Source organism: Arthrobacter sp. ZGTC412 (assembly GCF_002929215.1).
GTDB lineage: Bacteria > Actinomycetota > Actinomycetes > Actinomycetales > Micrococcaceae > Arthrobacter.
This window is the reverse complement of the sequence record NZ_PJII01000003.1, coordinates 20974-38354: the sequence shown is the minus strand read 5'-3', so window position 1 is coordinate 38354 and position 17381 is coordinate 20974. Positions and strand designations below refer to the sequence as shown.

At 65.4% G+C, this 17381-nt stretch carries 17 protein-coding genes, 1 tRNA gene and 1 pseudogene; 7 read left to right on the top strand and 12 right to left on the bottom strand.

Annotation, left to right across the window (positions count from 1 at the left end; all coding sequences use genetic code 11):
- Nucleotides 1–52: 52 nt before the first annotated feature.
- The 5 genes and pseudogenes from CXQ88_RS05115 to CXQ88_RS05095 all read right to left on the bottom strand — a co-directional run bounded on the left by CXQ88_RS05115 (nt 53) and on the right by CXQ88_RS05095 (nt 3450).
- Nucleotides 53–238 (bottom strand): hypothetical protein, encoded by a 186-nt coding sequence (locus tag CXQ88_RS05115; RefSeq protein ID WP_104043099.1) that lies wholly within the window; start codon nt 236–238, stop codon nt 53–55.
- Nucleotides 239–276: 38 nt separating this feature from the next.
- Complete coding sequence (locus CXQ88_RS05110; RefSeq protein WP_104043375.1) at nt 277–1248, bottom strand: hypothetical protein; 972 nt, start codon at nt 1246–1248, stop codon at nt 277–279.
- A 62-nt stretch (nt 1249–1310) separates the two neighbouring features.
- Nucleotides 1311–1995 (bottom strand): annotated as a pseudogene (locus tag CXQ88_RS05105) (DNA alkylation repair protein).
- A gap of 93 nt (nt 1996–2088) precedes the next feature.
- Nucleotides 2089–2364: a hypothetical protein gene (locus CXQ88_RS05100; RefSeq protein WP_104043098.1), complete on the bottom strand. Its 276-nt coding sequence runs from the start codon at nt 2362–2364 to the stop codon at nt 2089–2091.
- A gap of 219 nt (nt 2365–2583) precedes the next feature.
- Entirely contained in the window at nt 2584–3450 is an 867-nt protein-coding gene (locus CXQ88_RS05095; protein ID WP_258061691.1) for a DNA/RNA non-specific endonuclease, read from the bottom strand.
- Between the two features lie 190 nt (nt 3451–3640).
- On the opposite strand from CXQ88_RS05095, the gene CXQ88_RS05090 reads away from it, so the two are divergent.
- Nucleotides 3641–4141, top strand: a complete 501-nt coding sequence (locus CXQ88_RS05090; protein WP_146069165.1) for a hypothetical protein — start codon at nt 3641–3643, stop codon at nt 4139–4141.
- 103 nt (nt 4142–4244) lie between these two features.
- Here CXQ88_RS05090 and CXQ88_RS05085 read toward each other — a convergent pair whose 3' ends face one another.
- Nucleotides 4245–4700, bottom strand: a complete 456-nt coding sequence (locus CXQ88_RS05085) for a VOC family protein (RefSeq protein ID WP_104043095.1) — start codon at nt 4698–4700, stop codon at nt 4245–4247.
- Nucleotides 4701–5269: 569 nt separating this feature from the next.
- Between CXQ88_RS05085 and CXQ88_RS05080 the strand changes: the two genes are divergently transcribed.
- Complete coding sequence (locus CXQ88_RS05080; RefSeq protein WP_181037426.1) at nt 5270–7330, top strand: beta-galactosidase trimerization domain-containing protein; 2061 nt, start codon at nt 5270–5272, stop codon at nt 7328–7330.
- Between the two features lie 206 nt (nt 7331–7536).
- Here the strand turns inward: CXQ88_RS05080 and CXQ88_RS05075 are convergent.
- The 4 genes from CXQ88_RS05075 to tmk form a co-directional block, all read right to left on the bottom strand.
- Nucleotides 7537–7609, bottom strand: a tRNA-Thr gene (locus CXQ88_RS05075).
- Nucleotides 7610–7713: 104 nt separating this feature from the next.
- Nucleotides 7714–9279 (bottom strand): alpha/beta hydrolase, encoded by a 1566-nt coding sequence (locus CXQ88_RS05070; protein ID WP_104043094.1) that lies wholly within the window; start codon nt 9277–9279, stop codon nt 7714–7716.
- 18 nt (nt 9280–9297) lie between these two features.
- Nucleotides 9298–10440: a DNA polymerase III subunit delta' gene (locus CXQ88_RS05065; protein WP_104043093.1), complete on the bottom strand. Its 1143-nt coding sequence runs from the start codon at nt 10438–10440 to the stop codon at nt 9298–9300.
- Nucleotides 10437–11090 carry a dTMP kinase gene (gene tmk / locus CXQ88_RS05060; protein ID WP_104043092.1) on the bottom strand — a complete coding sequence of 218 codons (654 nt, stop codon included), beginning with the start codon at nt 11088–11090 and terminating at the stop codon, nt 10437–10439. Before tmk ends, CXQ88_RS05065 begins: the two co-directional genes overlap by 4 nt.
- Before the next feature lie 119 nt (nt 11091–11209).
- Here tmk and CXQ88_RS05055 point away from each other — a divergent pair, with 119 nt between their 5' ends.
- On the top strand, nt 11210–12400 hold the full coding sequence (locus CXQ88_RS05055) for a trans-sulfuration enzyme family protein (RefSeq protein WP_104043091.1): 1191 nt from the start codon (nt 11210–11212) through the stop codon (nt 12398–12400).
- 9 nt (nt 12401–12409) lie between these two features.
- Nucleotides 12410–12760: a DUF2516 family protein gene (locus tag CXQ88_RS05050; RefSeq protein WP_104043090.1), complete on the top strand. Its 351-nt coding sequence runs from the start codon at nt 12410–12412 to the stop codon at nt 12758–12760.
- A 15-nt stretch (nt 12761–12775) separates the two neighbouring features.
- On the opposite strand, the gene CXQ88_RS05045 is transcribed toward CXQ88_RS05050, so the two are convergent.
- Nucleotides 12776–13621 (bottom strand): class I SAM-dependent methyltransferase, encoded by an 846-nt coding sequence (locus tag CXQ88_RS05045; protein WP_258061690.1) that lies wholly within the window; start codon nt 13619–13621, stop codon nt 12776–12778.
- A gap of 91 nt (nt 13622–13712) precedes the next feature.
- On the opposite strand from CXQ88_RS05045, the gene CXQ88_RS05040 reads away from it, so the two are divergent.
- Nucleotides 13713–14459: a phosphoglyceromutase gene (locus CXQ88_RS05040; RefSeq protein WP_104043089.1), complete on the top strand. Its 747-nt coding sequence runs from the start codon at nt 13713–13715 to the stop codon at nt 14457–14459.
- A gap of 74 nt (nt 14460–14533) precedes the next feature.
- On the opposite strand, the gene phoU is transcribed toward CXQ88_RS05040, so the two are convergent.
- A complete protein-coding gene (phoU, locus tag CXQ88_RS05035) occupies nt 14534–15196 on the bottom strand; it encodes a phosphate signaling complex protein PhoU (RefSeq protein ID WP_104043088.1) in 663 nt (220 codons plus the stop codon).
- Between the two features lie 206 nt (nt 15197–15402).
- On the opposite strand from phoU, the gene CXQ88_RS05030 reads away from it, so the two are divergent.
- Nucleotides 15403–16644: a sensor histidine kinase gene (locus CXQ88_RS05030; protein WP_104043087.1), complete on the top strand. Its 1242-nt coding sequence runs from the start codon at nt 15403–15405 to the stop codon at nt 16642–16644.
- Nucleotides 16641–17321, top strand: coding sequence for a response regulator transcription factor (locus CXQ88_RS05025; protein WP_104043086.1), 681 nt, complete (start codon nt 16641–16643; stop codon nt 17319–17321). The genes CXQ88_RS05030 and CXQ88_RS05025 overlap by 4 nt, the downstream gene beginning before the upstream one ends.
- Nucleotides 17322–17381 lie beyond the last annotated feature (60 nt).

Sequence of the window (17381 nt, the reverse complement as noted above, 5' to 3'; positions counted from 1 at the left end):
GCGGTCCGAAGCAGTGCCGATATGCGGCGGCCCCTTTTTTGCCGGCTTCGATTCAGGCGGCGATACGGACCTGCAGGACCGGGACTGCGTCCACGACGGCCCAGCTGTCCTCGCCGGCGCAGTGCCGGCTGGCGAACCGCTCCGCCTCCGCGAGGGTGTCAAAAGTCTCGGCGCGGGCACGGCCGCAGTCGGCGTCGAAGTAGGTGACGTGAAATTCCTGTACGAATTGGTTTTCCATAAATCCAGTGTGCAACCGGGGTCTGACATTCCCCGGAATCAGCTCCGCGTGTTGCCCAGCCGGAGGACCCGTTCCCCTGCCAGCATCGCCGTCCGCTCAGCTTTGTCTGCGGCCCGCGCCGCCTGTTTTGCCTCGGCGGTGGTGCTCGCCAGCCCTTTGCGGGACTGCTCCAGCCGGTCCTCGGCCGCCTTGAGGCGGGCCCGCAAATCCGATGCTTCCTGGGTCAGCTCGGCGATTTCGCTCCGCAGTTCGTCTGCCTGGTCCTGCAGGTCCCGGGCCAGCTGGGCCGTCTCAGCTTCTGCCGCCTGCGCTTCCGCCAGCGCGGTTTTGGCTTTCTCCAGCGCGGGCGGTGACGTTGGACGCGGTGTCTGCCGGACTGCCTCCAGCCGAGGCTTGTCCGGCCTGGTCCGGTCGGTGCCCGCCGCCGTCGTATTCTCCTTTTGATCTTTTCGCACTGGCGCCTTGGCCGGAGCGGGAGCCGCCCGGGGTGCGGGAAGGGCGGCCGGGACTGCCACTGAGCCCTCAAGCTCCACGGCGTTCACGCCGTCCGCCGAGAGTGTCTTCAAGAGCCGTCCGCTCTGGACAGCAGCAGCTGCGCCCTCATCCGCCGTCAGGGCCCGAAGCGTCTCCTCAACGTCGGTGGCCATCGCATCGCTGATGGCCCGGCCGTGCTGCTGAGCTACTGAGCGGGCCGTATCGACGGCGGCGGCGAGCATGGTCCGCCGCTCGCGTCCCAGCTCGCGAAGCGCCGCGGCGTCCAGCGACGACTGCGCCTCGCGCATCCTGCCGCCGAGATCCGCCAGTTCGGTAAGGGCTTCCGGTTGGTGCAGGGCCAGCATGTTCACGGCCCAGGCGGCAGCGGACGGCTTTGGCAGCGTGCGTACCGCTGCTCCGAGTTCCTTGTCCGAACCGGCGGCTTCCTTCGCTGCGGCGGCGCGTGCCGCCACAAAGTCTTCCATCGGCTTGGCGTAGAGCTCATTGGCGATCTCCGCCAGGGCCTCGTCTTCCATGAACGCCATCATAGGTGCAGGCGTAGGCACAGAAGGACGATCCTACGGCCCCGCGGTCCCCGCTACTTGTCGTCTTGCCGGCGAACCATTTCGGTAATCCAGCTGGGCGCATAGGGCGAGGTGCAGCCCGGGGGAGTTGGGTAGTCCTTGAGCACTTCCAGGCGTTCCCCGATGCTGACGGCCCGGTCCCTGTGTTCGGCGTGCCCGATTCCGATTTGTGCCAGGCACGTGTTCATTGCCCACTGGAGGCGGTCCGGAGCATTCTTCATCTTCGCCTCGAATGTCCAGCAGTCTGGCGAGGTCGAGGCCTTCGGGCTGCTTCACGACACGGTCACTGGTCAGCGCCCAGCCGGCACTCGCGACCACCGGATCGGGATCGGCGGACCAGTCCAGGCGCAGCTCTTCTGCGTGTGGATTCTTTTTCACCACGTAATTCACGAGCCAGTCATGCACCTTGGGTGTGCGGGCCTCGCGCAGCATGGCATCCAACTCGTCACGCCCAAACGCCTTCGGGCGGCAGACCAGGAGGGCCAGCAGCCTCGCGGCGGTGTCACCGGTCTCCCAGAGCTGGCCGGCAAGTTCCTGCTGTGTCTTCAGGCGCTTCGCGACGGCGCGCAGCTTGCCGAGGTTCACACCGTGATCGTCACCGTGTTTTTCGTTCACCTCGCGTGCCCGCGGGTCCTCCAGCGCAGCAAGCTCCGCCATCAGCCCGGCCACGCTCGTCCCGGTGAATACAGTCCCGGCCATCGCAGTCTCCTCTCCGTCGCATGCGAAGTTCAGCCTACGACGAAGCGGGCACTCCGCACATGTATGCTGTCACCGGATCGGGGCCCGGCCCAGCTAAAGGCGACGCACCAACCAGCTGGCGACCCACCGCGTGTCCTGCCCGCCGCCGTCGTCCCACTCCACCAGCACGTGGGTGACGGTGTAGGCAATGGCGAGCCCGATGATGGAGCCCATCTTCACCCGGGCCGGCCGGAGCATCAGGACCGGCCTGCCGGGTGCCTGCTGCAGGGCGTCCTCGCGAACGGCTGCCTGGACCCCACGGCCGGGCAACTGCTGGGGGAGCGTCTCCAGTTGCACGCGCTTTTCGGCTGAATCGGGGGACAGCGGCATGGGAAGTCCTGGAATATTGGAACCTGTGCACCAGTACCGTCTTCTTAGGCTGAGCGCACACCACCGGGAAAACCGAATGGCCGGCAGCAGCCGTGGCCGGCGTGCTGCCGTACCAACAAGGCTAGGATCCATTTCCTTACTATGCATGCGTAGGAAGTACTCGACTCTCGGATGGGTCAACTACTTGCCGGAGGCTGCTTCCTGCGGGAATTGCCCGTTCTAGTTCTTATTGAGATCGAAGTCCAAGTCCAGGTCCTCCGGGGACAAGAGCTTCCTCCAGGTGGTCGCCACCCGGGCGGAGGGCAGCTGCGCCGCTATGGGCATTCGGTCTACGGCGACAAGCTGACTGAGATCCAGGCCTGTCAGCGCGGCGATGTCCCGAATGGGGACCTGGAAAGTCCGGAACGGGCCCAGCGGCGGAGCCTCCTCCACCGCCTTTTGCAAAGTGACGTCCGGCAGTTCGCCCAACTGGGCCGTCTGGTCCACCACGTAGCCCGTGGCCGCCAGCTCCCCGTCCTGCAGGAAGGCAGCGACTTTGAAGAACAGCAAAGGGATGTCCACACCCCGGTACACCGGATCGTTGTCACCGAAGACGGGTCCGGTAAAGACGATGAGCCGGCGGCCGTAGTCGGCGGCATGTTCGAGCAGGTAGGACTCAAGGCCGAGCCACAGGTCCAGGCCTTGGTTGAATTTCGCGGCCTGTGGAGCAGCGTTTGTGTAATGGAAGGTGTCCTGATTGGCCTGGGCTGCCTCGGTTCGGGAATCGCCCCACACAGCGGAGGCACGGCGGACCAGGTGACCGCGATCGATATCGTTGCGTGCGTAGAGCCGCTCCCCGGTCTGCTGGTCCTCAGCCAGTCTGGGGTCCAGACGCCACTGGATGCCGGACCTGTCCAGGTCCATCAGCTTCTCACCGTTGATACCTAGGGCAGTTATGGCGGCCAGGCGCTTGTCGAGCCGCATAAGCACTGAGAAGTGCGTGTAGGGCAGCAGTACTGTCTCAGGACCTGCGAGGGCCGGTACTGGAACTGGAAGCCCCAGGAACTCGTCATCGAACCCGGACCGGCCGGACAGATCATGTGCCACAGCAGAATTTGATGACAACCAGACTTCATTCATGGCCCGGACACTAGCAGCAGGAGATGACAATCGCATGAAAAGCTGCGTTCTTTCCGGCGGCTTGGACTGCGGGCTGAGGACCTGGCTGTCATCACCAGTTCCAAGATGTGACCGAAAGGCAACCTTCACCTCTGCCTGCCGGTGTCATGCTGGGCCAATGAAGAGACTGTCGGTCCAGTTGCTTGTGCTTCTTGCGGTCTCAACAGCAGGTTGCGCTACGCCCGGCGTGTGTCCTGCCATCGGCTGGAGCAACTCTGCCATCGTTGTCCTCGACGGACCGGTGGACGGCGTGGCCAAGGTCCAGTTCTGCCTGGACGGGAACTGCTCCATGACGCCGCAACCGAGCACGGCGCCCAAAAATACCGTCACTCCCGGCGTCTCCGCCAGCGCTGGCCAAGCCGAGTCCGCGGCCCCCGCAACGCCGGGCACGCCCGTCGGCGACTCGAAATACAGCCCGTTCTCCGGCAAGAAAATCGATGACCGCACCTGGCAGTTCAGTACGGCCATGAATGCCCCCAAAAAAGCCACAGTGAGGGCATTGGCGGCAAGCGGTGAGGTACTCGCCGCCCGCGAGGTGGATCTGACCTGGACCCGGGTCGGAGGGAGCGAACAATGCGGCGGCCCCTCCACAACAGGGCCCATCCCGCTGGCACTGTAGCCGGCCCTGGCCTGCCACCCCTGCCGTTTCGATTGGTGCGCGCGACGGCGGTGTACAACGCAACAAGGCCGGAAACGCAACGCTGCTTGGTCCGTGCTGTGGTTCAGGGTTTGCCGAAGTCTGGCCTGCCCGGCTGGTCTGCAGCAGGGTCCAGCTCCTGGAAGAGCGTCACTTGAAGGCCGGCCGGTGCCGCAAGGCGGGAGTTCAGTGACCGCCACGGGGTTACCCGCGGTGTGGCAATCAGTTCAGCACCCGCTTCCACGAGCTCAGTCGTAACCGCCGCAGTGTCCGCCACCTCGAAAGCCACCCGGAGCCTGGCGCTTGGCCGCCCGTCGGCTTCCACCCGGTCGATAAGTCTTACCTGGGCCGGGTTGGACAATTCAAGGGTGGCCCGGCCGGCGTCGAGAATCGTTACCCGGGCGTCCCCTTCTCCTTCATAGGCTTCCTGCTCGGGGAGCCCCAGCACGTCGCGGTAGAAGATCAGCGCCGCCTCATAGTCCTCGGCCTCAACAACGAGGCGGAGTTGGCGGACGGGGGCCTTGGCATTTTCGGTAGTCATGCTTGAACCGTAGGTCCCGGCCCCAGCCCGCACAACGATGGGCGATGGGCCATGCTGACCTCTATGACCGGGGTCCCCTGTGCTGCGCGGCGAGGCCCTGCAAACTTTGATCCCTCTACAGGGCATTGAAGGCCACTTGTACGAAACCTCGGCCCGCGCCAACGTCCCGGCCATGACGGAAAGTGACACCCACTTTAGTTCTCCACGCCATGCTGCCGGGGAGCTACCCCAGTCTCTCCACGTCAGCCGTGGAGGACCGAGTAAACCCCAGCTGCTCATAGGCGGCGTCGGGCGAAGCGCGTCCGGTCTCTGGTTCCCGCACAAGGTTTTTCCAAACTGCGCTGCCTTGGCTCGAGCTGCTTTACGCGTCTGTTCCTGGGGGAGGAGGCGCAGATAAATTCGCAATACTTGCTGCCCCACCAAGGCGGCAGTTCAATCGGGGCGCCACCAGCGGGCCGGTGCCGACGGCCTTGCCATCCTAGGCAAATCCACAGGCTGTTCAAAGGTTCCGAGGTTAGGGTCGGTCCATGGCAACCAGGAGTGCTAAGCCGGTAACTAGACGTAGGTTCATGGCAGTTACGCTCGGCGCCGGCGCCGTCGGCCTCGGTGCTGTTGCCGTTAACGCTGGATGCAGAAGCCAACCACTCGGCGGCGCGGGCCCGCAGATCGTGGAGCCGCCACTCCCGGAGCTGAGTTGGGTCTCGGACGCGCGTGTGGCGGGGTTTGAGGGCTTTGAGGATGATGCGGACGTTGACGCGCGGCTCGATGTGCTGGCGGCCTCGGACGTGAGTGTGGTGGTGATTGATACCGACCTTTCCTTTTATATGAGCGAGGAGCTTTTCGAGGAGAGCGCGGTCTATATTGACGCGGTGGCGCAGAAATGCCACGGGCGGGGCATGAAGGCGGTGGTGTATTGCTCGATGCTTGAGGCGCTCAGCAGGAACGCGCTGAGCGGGCAAAGCACCATGGGGAAGGACCACCCGGATTGGGTGCAGCGGGGCATGGATGGCCAGGCGAACGTGTTTGTTGGCGGGGGCCGGGTGTTTTGGGTGCCGGAGGGGACCGAGAGCGCGTGGTTGTGCCCCACGTCCGGGTACCGGGACTATTTCATCAATCGGGTGAAGCGGCTGGCGCGGACCGCGCTGGATGGCTTGTGGGGTGATGTTCCGCTGCTCTCGGACATCGTGGGCGTGTGGCCGTGCACGAACGCGACCTGCGCGGCCAAGTTCCGTGCCGAGACCGGGTTCGCGCAGCCCGCCGGCGTGGACTGGGACGACCCGGTGTTCCGTCGCTGGGTGGCGTGGCGGCACGGGATCATCCACGAGTTTGAGCAGGCGGTGCTCGCGGGTGCGCGCACGGTGCGGCCCGGCTTCGAGCTGATTGTCGAGACCGGCACGATGGATTACAGCAACGGCACGGTGCAGGGCCTGGACGGCGCAAGCCGCGATGACGGGGACGTGCTCCGGGCGTGGGAAGTGAGCTGCGTCAGCGACGAGACCGGCATGCGTGAGGCGTCCGCGGACGATTGGATCTCGATGGCGATCATGATGCGGCACGGCCGCGGCTGCGCGGGCAAGAACCCGAGCTGGGCGATCTCCTACGGCCGGCAGGCCGACGACGCCGAGCGGGTCATGGCGCTGGCCATCGCCGGTGGCCAGCGGCCGTACGAGAGCCAGATCCCGCTCCTGAGCCGCACGGTCGGCGACGCCTGGCGCGGCAGGATGTATGGCTGGCTCAAGGACAATAACGACATCTGGGCCGGCGGAAGCGCCAACCCCGTGGCGGTGGTATTCTCCAGCGCGAGCCGGGATTTCGTCGACCGGAACACCGGTGTGGGGCTCTACACCAGCACCAACCCCGCTGATGAGCTCTGGTGGACGACCCGCCAGAGGGATTCGGCGGTGTCCCTGCCCTACGTGGGCGAGTACCGCGGCATCTGCAAGGCCCTCATCCACGCGCACGCCCCGTACGATGTCGTCACCACGCCGCACTTGTCCGCGGCGCGGCTCGCGCCCTACCCGGTGGTGGTGGCGCCGCGGCCGGCGGCACTGTCCGATAAGGAGATCGCCGCCCTGAAGGGCTACGTCGAGGCCGGCGGCACGCTGCTGGTCACCGCCGGTACCGATGCCGGGGCCTTTGATGAGAACGGCGCGCAGCGGCCGCAGCCGGCGCTGCTGCGCGCGTTTGGCATCAGCCCGGGCGCCGACTGGTCGCGCACGTCCCACCGCGACGGTGCGGTGGTACTGGTAACCGGGCAGGTGGGGCAAAAGTACTACCAGACCGACGATGCCGCAGTGACGACCGCGCTGGCGGGAATCATGGAGGCGACCGGGCGCACCATCGTGACCGACGCGCCGGCCGAGGTCCTCATCGACCTGCGGCAGCGCACCGAGCACCGCCTGGACGTGCTCTTCGCCAACATGGACGGCCTCGATACCGGCGGGTTCAACGCGCAGAGCGCCAACTTCCAGGTCGGCATTCCCTGCGGCGGGAAAACGCCCCGGCGGGTGACCATCACCCAGCCAGGAGACCCGGCCCCCGCGGAGACCCCCTTCATACACGAAGACGGCCGCGCCGTCTTCGACGTGACCGTCAACGCCCTCTTATTGGCGCGCATCGCCGTTTCCTAGTGCGCGAGCCGACCCTCGTCGTCGCGGGCGCGGCTCTCACTGCTCGTGACTATCAGGCAACGTTGGGGATCAGCCACCCCTTAGACGGTTTGCTGCCTTGTCCGTGGAGCCGCTAAGTCAGCCGCTTACCAAAACGCGCGTGTCACTTAACCAGCGAAAAACCCCGCATCATCGTCGAAATCAACGACAATACGGGGTTTATCCCGAGCTTCCTATCAGAATCGAACTGATGACCTTTTCATTACGAGTGAAACGCTCTACCGACTGAGCTAAGGAAGCACCGCATGTTTGCCCGGAAAGAACCGGGCGCCTCATGCAAGAGTCAACTGTAATAGAGTCCCCGCGCCCGGGTCAAAATGGGCGGGACGAAAGGGCTGAGGCCTTCAGCACACCGTGTTGTCGGCAGGAACTTTGCCGCTGACAAGGTAGGTGTCCACGGGGTCCTCGAGGCAGCTGTTGGACCGGCCGTAAGCGGTATGGCCTTCACCTTCCCAAGTCAGCAGTGTGGCGTTGCCCAGCTGCTTGCGGAGTGAAGCGGCCCACTCGACAGGTGTTGCAGGGTCGCCGGTGGTGCCGATAACCACAATGGGCGAATCTCCCGTGTACTCAACGGGCGCCGGCGTGCGGGTGTTCTTGTACGGCCAGTCGGCGCAGTTGGTGCCGCCGTAGGCAAAGAAATACCCGAACGTGGGGGAGTCCTGCATCAGGCGCTGCTGTTCCGCCCGCATGGCCGCGGTATCGGAGTCCATCGGGTAGTCCAGGCAGTTGATGGCGTTGAATGCGAACGTGGAGTTGGACGTATATGTCCCGTTGGAAGCGCGGTCGGCACCAAGATCGGCCAGCCGAAGCATAAGGCTCACGTCTCCGGTCATCGCCGCTTCAAGGGCCTGGGTCAGGGCCGGCCAGCTCTGATCGTTATACAGCGGGGTTATCAGGCCGCTGACGAACATCATGGCGTTGACCACGCGCCCGTCCTTGGCAGTGCGGGGCGTCTGCTCGACGGCGGCGATAAGGTCGCGGAGCTGCTGCACTCCTGAATCGACGGTTCCGCTCAGCGGGCAGCCGTCCTGCTGGAGGCAGCTGGCAACATATGCCCGGATGGCCTTTTCGAAGGCTCGGGCCTGCCCCCGGGTCAGCTCCTCGCTACTGATGGACGGATCCAGCGCCCCGTCAAGCACCATGCGTCCCACGTTGTCCGGGAACAGCGAAGCATAGGTGGAACCCAGGAACGTGCCGTAGGAGTACCCGAGGTAGTTGAGCTTTGTGTCGTTGACCACTGCGCGGAGAATGTCCAGGTCCTTCGCGGAGCTCACCGTATCGATGTGCGCCAGCACCGGCCCGGTCTGCTCGGCACACTGGGCGGCGATCGCCTTGTTGTCCGTGCGGGCTGCTTCCAGGCCGGCGTCGGTTTCGAGGTCGTAGACCTTGGCCCGCGCGGCGTCACGCTCGGCGTCCGTCATGCATGTCACGGGGGCGGAGCGCTTTACGCCCCGGGGATCGAAGCCCACCAGGTCGTAGGCGTCACGCACTGCCTGGGAGAAATGTGTCCCGGAGGCGTCCTTGACGAAGTCATACCCGGACGCACCCGGTCCTCCCGGGTTGACCAGCAGACTGCCCGTTTTGTTGCCCGTGCTCGAGGCCCTCAGCGCGGCAAGTTCGATGGTGTCACCCTCGGGCTTGTCGTAGTCCATCGGCACCTTCACCTTGGCGCACTGGAATTCGCTTTCGCAGGGTTCCCACACCACTTCCTGCGAGTAGAACTGCTCCAGCCCGGACGGAGCGGACGCCACGATCGAGGGATCCGCCTTGGCAGTGGAAGCCTCCTGGCTGCGGGTGCCGCCGTCGATGAGGGTGCAGGAGGCCAGAACCATGGCAAGCGCCATGGCCCCGGCGGCACGCACGCCAATCACCCAGGATCGGGGGCGTGCTGGCAGGGGGCGGGCAGTCATCGGGTCTCCTTGGAGGGGTTAGATCAGGCTGGCTGCCATGGACTCAATGGTCAACAGCGGGGCAACGTTGGTGGTGGTAATGCGTTCGCGGGCTTTGTTGATGGCGTCCATGCGGGCGAGAGTGGCTTCTGGAGTGGAGCGGCTGGCGAACTCCTCCAATTCACTCCTCAGCTCAACGTTTACGAGCTCCACAGCATTCCCGAGCTGAATAATCAGCACATCCCGGTAGAAGGACAGCAGATCCGTGAGCGTCCGGTCCAGGGAATCCGTGATGGACCGCTTGGCGCGCCGCTTTTGGTCGTCCTCAAGCTGCTTCACCTGGCTCCGCATGGCCGGAGGGAGGGTTCCGGACGCCGGCGCCCCAAGGGTTGCCAGCAGGGCAGCCTTCTCGGCGGCGTCGCGTTCCTCGTTGGAGCTGTTGGCCTCGGCGGTGGCGATCTTGACCAGCTTCTCTCCCATCATCACAGCGGCGGTAACGCCCCGCAGTCCCAAGGGAAACCTTACGGTTTCCAGACGACGTTCCCTGGCGGCAGGATCCCGGGCAAGCCGTCGGGCAATACCCACATGGCTTTGTGCCGCCCGGGCTGCGCGCTCCGCCAGCGCCGGCTCCACGCCGTCGCGCTTAACCAGCAGGGCAGCCACATCGGAGGCGGGCGGCAACCGTAAAGCCACACTTCGGCAGCGCGACCGGATGGTCACCAGGACGTCAGCCGGGGACGGTGCGCACAGCATCCACACAGTGCGGGGAGTTGGCTCCTCGATGGCTTTGAGCAGAACGTTGGTGGTGCGTTCGGCCATCCGGTCTGCATCCTCCACCACGATGATCCGCCAGCGGCCGGAGGACGGCCGGTTGCCCGCCGTGGCCACCAGGTCGCGCGCTTCGTCAATGGTGATGGTGACTTTTTCAGTACGGACGAAGGTGACGTCGGAGTGGGTTTCACCGAGGATTGTCAGGCAGGCCGGGCATTGCCCGCAGCCGCGTCCGCTGATGTCCTCCTGGTCGCAGTTCAACGCCGCGGCGAACGCTTTGGCTGCATTTGAACGGCCGGACCCCGGCGGCCCGGTGAACAGCCACGCGTGCGTCAGGCTTTCGCCGCTGGCCGCTTGGCGCAGTTGTTCGACGACGGCGGGCTGGCCCTGCAGGTCGTCCCACACGGTCATGCGTCTCCCTCCGTCGCCGTCAACAGTTCCTCCACCCGCTGGAGGATCTGCGCGGCAAGGTCACTCACGGGAAGATGGGCGGGCAGCACAAGGTAGGAACCGGCCCGGCTTTCAGCCAGTTCCAGGAAGGCCTTCCGGATCCGCAGGTGGAATTCATCAGCCTCGGATTCCAGCCGGTCTTCCGTGGCATCACCGGCGGTCCGGCGCCGGCGGCCCACTGCCGGGTCAACGTCCAGCAGAACAGTGAGGTGGGGCTCCAGGCCGGAGGTGGCCCACGCGTTGATTGACCGGACGGCGTCCTTGCCCAGGTCCCGCCCTGCTCCCTGGTAAGCAACGGAAGAGTCAATGTACCGGTCCGTCAAAACGATCTCGCCGCGCTCAAGCGCCGGCCGAATGACCTGGCTGGCGTGGGCAGCCCTGGACGCCGCGAAGATCAGGGCTTCGGTGTGGGCGTCGATATGCCCGTGGCCGTGGTCGAGGACCAGGGACCGAAGTTTCTCGCCGATGGGGGTTCCGCCGGGTTCCCGGGTCCGCAGTACGGTGAGGCCGCGCGATTCAAGAGCGTCTGCAAGCCGGGCTGCCTGGGTGGACTTGCCGGCACCATCGCCGCCCTCAAACGCGATGAAAAGGCCCGCCCGTTGTTTACTCACCGGTCAAGCCTACCGATCCCCGCCGGCAATCGCAGATTGCCGGCGGCAGTATGTGGACAGTATTGGCAGGCGGGTAATGGCTTTCCGGGGTGCCCGGGCCGGACAGTAGGCTTTCCCGCATGAGTCTTTCCGAACAGCAAGCGGCTTCCCTGGCAGCTGAGACGGTAGTGGTGGCCGCCGGGCGTCCCCCGCGCGAAAGGGACCAGCCGGTCAACGCGCCCATCGTCCTGTCCTCCACATATTTCGGCGTTGGTGCCCTTGCTGACGGGGACCGCGGCTATGGCCGGTACTCCAACCCCACCTGGGACCCCTTCGAGGAAGCGCTGGGCCAGCTCGAGGGGTCGGAACTGCCCGGCCTCCTGTATGCGTCAGGCCTCGCCGCGGTCAGTTCCGCGCTGTCCCTCATTCCCGCCGGGGGAGTGCTGGTCATGCCAACGCTCTGCTATTCCGGTTCCCTGGTGATGGCCGCCGAGCTTGCCCAGAAAGGTTTCATCGAACTTCGAACCGTTGATATCGCGGATACCGAAGCAGTCGAGGAGGCGCTTTCGCCCAGCGGCCCGGCCGGGAGGGCCGCCGCCATGCTGTGGCTTGAGAGTCCCACAAACCCCATGCTCAGCATCGCCGACATTCCGGCTCTTACTGCAGCAGCACACGCTGCCGGAGCCATCGTCGTCACGGACAACACCTTTTCCACCCCCTTGGTGCAGCAACCCCTGGGCCTGGGCTCCGACGTCGTCCTGCATTCGGTGACCAAGTACCTGGCGGGCCATTCCGACGTCGTCCTTGGCGCCCTGGTGACATCCAACCCGGACATCCGGTCCGCGCTGCTTCATCACCGGACCATCCACGGCGGCATTGCCGGCCCCTTCGAATCCTGGCTGGCCCTGCGCGGGCTGCGGACGCTGGCGCTGCGCATCGAACGGTCCCAGGCCACGGCCATGGTCCTGGCGGAGCGGATTGCAGCCCATCCCCGGATCGAATCGCTCCGGTTCCCGGGCCTTCCCACGGATCCGGGCCACGAACGGGCCAAAGCGCAGATGAAGGGCTTCGGTTCGATCGTTTGCTTCCAGGTAGCGCCCGTGGGCGGGATGAGCGGCGCTGACGCTGCGGACGCGGTGGTCCGGGCGATGAAACTCTGGCTGCCCGCGACGTCGCTGGGTGGAGTTGAGTCTCTCATCGAACGCCGGCGCCGGCACGCCGCCGAGCCTTCAGACGTGCCTGAGAATCTGGTCCGCCTCAGCGTGGGCATCGAAAATGTTGAGGACCTCTGGGCAGATTTGAAGCAGGCGCTGGACGCGCTGGGCGGCTAGGCTGGGCTTGTGGACGGTGAACTCATTATTCGGCCTGTAGAGCAGGCAGTGTTTTTTATTCTTGCCCTTGTGGCACTCGGACTTGAACTGTGGGCCGTGGTGGACTGCGCCCGGCACCGCGCCAATGCGTTCGAGGCCACCGGGAAGAGGACCAAGACCTTTTGGCTGGCCCTTACAGGCGGCGCCGCCCTCGTCGGTGTCATCTCGTTCCTTGGCAGCGGCGGCTTTTTCGGCACGCTCGGCCTGTTCGGGCTCGCGGCGGTCGTCGCGGCGTCCGTCTACCTGGCAGACGTGCGGCCGGCCGTGAAGGATGCCGGACGCGGCGGCAGCCGCAACACGGGGCCCTACGGACCCTGGTGACCCAACCCCGCTGAATCAGTCCCGCGGGGCCACCGCTTCCCAACCCACCGTCAGCTCGCCCAGTCGCCATCTGGCCGGTCCGTCCTGAACCGGCCAGCCGGCGTCGCGCAAAATCCGGGCCATGGACTGCCAGCGCTGCCGATTGCCAAATGCAGCCATCGGTGCGGACTCCAGCCAGGCCCGGTCCATCGCCTGCATCAGGGTGTGGACCCGTTCGCCGGGGACGTTGCGGTGGATCAGCGCTTTTGGCAGCCGTTCGGCAACATCGGAGGGCAGGTCAAAACTGCCGAACCGGACAGACATACTGAGCGAGAGCGGCCGTTCGGCATCCAGCGCCACCCACGTCACCCGCCGGCCGATCTCGTCGCAGGTCCCATCGATGAACAGGCCGTCGGCGGACAGACGGTCCTGCACCAGCCGCCAGATCCCGGCCACATCCGCTTCCTCATACTGACGCAAGACGTTGAACGCACGCACCAGCACGGGCCGTCCGGGAACGGGAATTTCGAAGCCGCCCACATGGAAGCTCAAGCCGGGCCGCTGCAGCGGCAGTGCTGCGCGGACCCGGTCCGGTTCAATCTCGACGCCGCGCACCTGGACGTCGGGACGCAGGGCGGACAGCCTCTCAAAGAGTTCGACGGCGGTGGCCGGGGTGGCGCCGTAGCCCAGATCCACCACCAGGGGGTTGTCAGCGGACCGCAGCCGCCAGGACTGCGGGCCGATCAGCCAGCGGTCAACGCGGCGCATGCGGTTCGGATTCGTGGTGCCGCGGGTGATGTTGCCTACCGGCCTGCCTTGCCTGCCGGCCGGGTTCCTGCCGGATATCTGCGGGGCGGCCACCCGTTCAGCTTTTTGCACCACCGACCCACCTTATCCTTGCCGCAACCCCTTCCGCAGGGCACGCTTTGTAACGCTGGGCGGGCAGCAGCGGCGCTCGGCTAGGATGAAAATCATGACTTATAAGCTGATTCTGCTGCGCCACGGCCACAGCGAATGGAACGCCAAGAACCTGTTCACCGGATGGGTGGATGTAGACCTTAACGACCAGGGCCGCACGGAAGCAGCACGGGGCGGAGAGCTCCTGGTTGAGAACAATGTTCTCCCGGACATCCTCTACACCTCCCTGCTAAAGCGGGCCATCAACACTGCAAACATCTCCCTGGACAAGGCCGACCGCGGCTGGATCCCCGTCAAGCGCGACTGGCGCTTGAACGAACGCCACTACGGCGCGCTGCAGGGCAAGGACAAGGCCCAGACCCTCGCTGAATACGGCGAAGAGCAGTTCATGGAATGGCGCCGTTCCTACGACACCCCGCCGCCGCCCCTGGACGACAACTCCGAGTTCTCCCAGGCGCACGACCCCCGCTACGCCGACCTGGGCGACGCCCTCCCGCGCACCGAGTGCCTGAAGGATGTCCTGGTCCGCCTGCTGCCGTACTGGGAGTCGGACATCAAGGAGGACCTGAAGTCCGGCAAGACCGTCCTCGTCACGGCCCATGGCAACTCCCTGCGCGCGCTGGTCAAGCACCTGGACGGCATCAGCGATGAAGCCATCGCCGGCCTGAACATCCCCACGGGCATCCCGCTGGTTTACGACCTCGACGAGGATTTCCAGCCGGTCAAGCCGGGTGGCACTTACCTGGATCCCGATGCAGCTGCCGAGGCGATCCTCGCCGTGGCCAACCAGGGCAAGAGGTAAGCCACAAAAGCGTACGACGGCGGGCCGGTCACTTTTCGTGACCGGCCCGCTGTCGTTTGTTCAAAAGGTCACAGTTAGCTGTGCTCGATGCCGTTCGGATGCCAGGCGCCAGTGACCAGGTAGGTGACCTTCTCGGCCACGGAGACGCCGTGGTCCGCGAAGCGCTCGAAGTACCGGCTGGCCAGAGCCACGTCCACAGTGGTTGCGGGCGACTCGGCCCATTCCGGGGCGGCAATGGCTTTGAACACGCTGAGGTGGAGGTCGTTGATGGCCGTGTTCGCCTTCAGGATGTCCCGCGCCACCTCAAGGTTGCGGGTTTCCAGCAGGACAGTGAGTTTGTCGGCGATCTCCTGGTCCAGTTCCGCCATGCTCTTGAAAATACCGGTCATGGATTCCGGAATGACGGTGGAGGGGAAACGGAGGCGGGCCAGCTGCGCGAGGTGCCGGGCAAGGTCGCCCATCCGCTCCAGCGAGGCGCTCATCCGCAGGGACCCCACGATCATCCGCAAATCGCTGGCAACCGGCCCCTGCAGCGCCAGGATATCGATGGCCCGTTCGTCCAGGCTGTTCTGCAGGAAATCAATACGGGCATCCGCAGCAATGACGTCCTGGGCGAGGTCAACGTCCGCCACTTGGAAGGATGTGGTGGCCTTGTCCATGGCTTCGCTGACCAGGCGGGAGATCTCCACCAGCTGGTCACCGACCTGGGTCAGCTCTTCCTGAAAAACCTTACGCACTTAGGCGTCCTTTCCTTGGAACTCCGTCCCGCCCGCTCCAGGGCAGCAGGAATTCGTGTCGCCGTTCGGCAGTCCAACTCGTTACTCTGCCAGTATGCGGTAAACGGTTAAGTCCTTGAAGATGAACGTTAGTTGAACCGTCGGTGCAGCAGTCCCGGACGCGCCGACGGCCACCCGCCAGCGCATAAGGTGGAGCTGTGGATCCTATGCTCATCGGTCTGGTCGCCGGCCTCATCGGCCTGGCGCTCGGCACGTTCGGCGTGCTGGCCTTCAGGGTCAGCGAGAAGCAGCGTCACCTGCTGGACGTCGACGCCGATGAAATCGCCCTGCCGGCCGGCGCCGCCGAGGTGCTGGCCGTCGTCGGACGCGCCTTTGTGGTGGTGGACGCTGTGGACGGCGTGGTCCGTGCCAGCCCGGCGGCCTACGCCTACGGCCTGGTGCGGGGGCACACTGTGGTCCATAAGGAACTGCTGGATATGACGGCAGGAGTGCGGCGCGACGGCGTCATCCTGGAGAAGCAGCTGGAGCTGCCGAGAGGGCCCCTGGGCCAGGGCACCATCATCGTCCAGGTGCGGGCGGCCATGCTCGGGGAGGAATACATTCTCCTGCTCGCCGATGACCGCACCGAGATCACGCGGACTGAAGAAATCCGGAACGACTTTGTCGCCAACGTCTCCCACGAACTTAAAACCCCCGTCGGTGCCATCTCCCTGCTCGCCGAAGCCCTGGAGTCCTCGGCTGACGACGAACAGGCAGTGCGCCGCTTCGCAAAGCGCATGCACAAGGAATCCGGCCGCCTGGCCGCCCTGGTGCAGGACATCATCGAACTCTCCCGGCTGCAGGGCGCAAGCGTCATTCAGGAAGGCCGCCCCGTCGACGTCAACGCCGTCATCGCCGAGGCCGTGGACCGGTCCCAGCTCCCTGCCGAGAGCAAGAACATCCGCATAGTGGTCGGCGGCCGGACAGAGGGCAAGGTCTTCGGCGACCAGGACCTCCTGGTCACCGCACTGCGCAATCTGATCGACAACGCCATCCGCTACTCGCCCGCCAACACCCGGGTGGGCATCGGCGTCCGCTCCCGGGACGGCCTGGTGTCCATCTCCGTGACAGACCAGGGCGAAGGGCTCAGCCCCGAGGACCAGGAGCGCGTCTTCGAGCGTTTCTACCGCGTGGACTCGGCCCGTTCCCGCCACACCGGCGGCACCGGCCTTGGACTGAGCATCGTCAAGCATGTCGCCTCCAACCACGGCGGGGAAGTGACCCTCTGGTCACAGCCGGGCCAGGGGTCCACCTTTACGCTCCGCCTCCCGGAAATGGAGGGGCAGGAGGGCGAGGATGAGGTCCCGCACGCGGCCGCCCCCGGGCTGGCGGGTCATGGACACCGGAAGCCAACCGTCACCCAAGTACCCCGCGCCGCAGGCGCAAAAGAACGAGGAGCTAACGCTTGAGCAGGATTTTGATTGTGGAGGACGAGGAATCGTTCAGCGATCCCTTGTCCTATTTGCTGGGCAAGGAAGGGTTCGAGGTGGAGGTCGTGGACAACGGCCTTGATGCCATCACCGAATTCGACCGTAACGGGGCGGACCTGGTGCTGCTGGACCTCCAGCTGCCCGGGCTCTCCGGCACGGAGGTGTGCCGCCAGCTTCGCCAGCGTTCCAGCGTTCCGGTGATCATGCTGACCGCCAAGGACTCCGAGATCGACAAAGTGGTGGGCCTGGAACTTGGCGCCGACGACTACGTCACCAAGCCCTACTCCTCCAGGGAACTGGTGGCCAGGGTCCGGGCGGTCCTGCGCCGCCAGGGTGAGCCGGAGGAGCTGATCTCCTCCACCGTCCAGGCCGGGCCGGTCCGGATGGACATTGAACGACATGTGGTCAGCGTGGGCGGCGAACAGGTACTGCTTCCGTTGAAGGAGTTCGAACTCCTGGAAATGCTCCTGCGCAATTCGGGCCGGGTGCTCACCCGCGGCCAGCTCATTGACCGCGTCTGGGGCTCGGACTATGTGGGCGACACCAAAACGCTCGATGTCCACGTTAAGCGTTTGCGCGGGAAGATCGAACCGGATCCTTCAGCGCCCCGGTTCCTGGTGACCGTGCGCGGCCTCGGCTACAAGTTCGAGCCGTAGGACTGCCGGCTCCGGACCGGGGGCGTGCAACGACTGCGTACAAAAGGGAGGGGCCGGCCG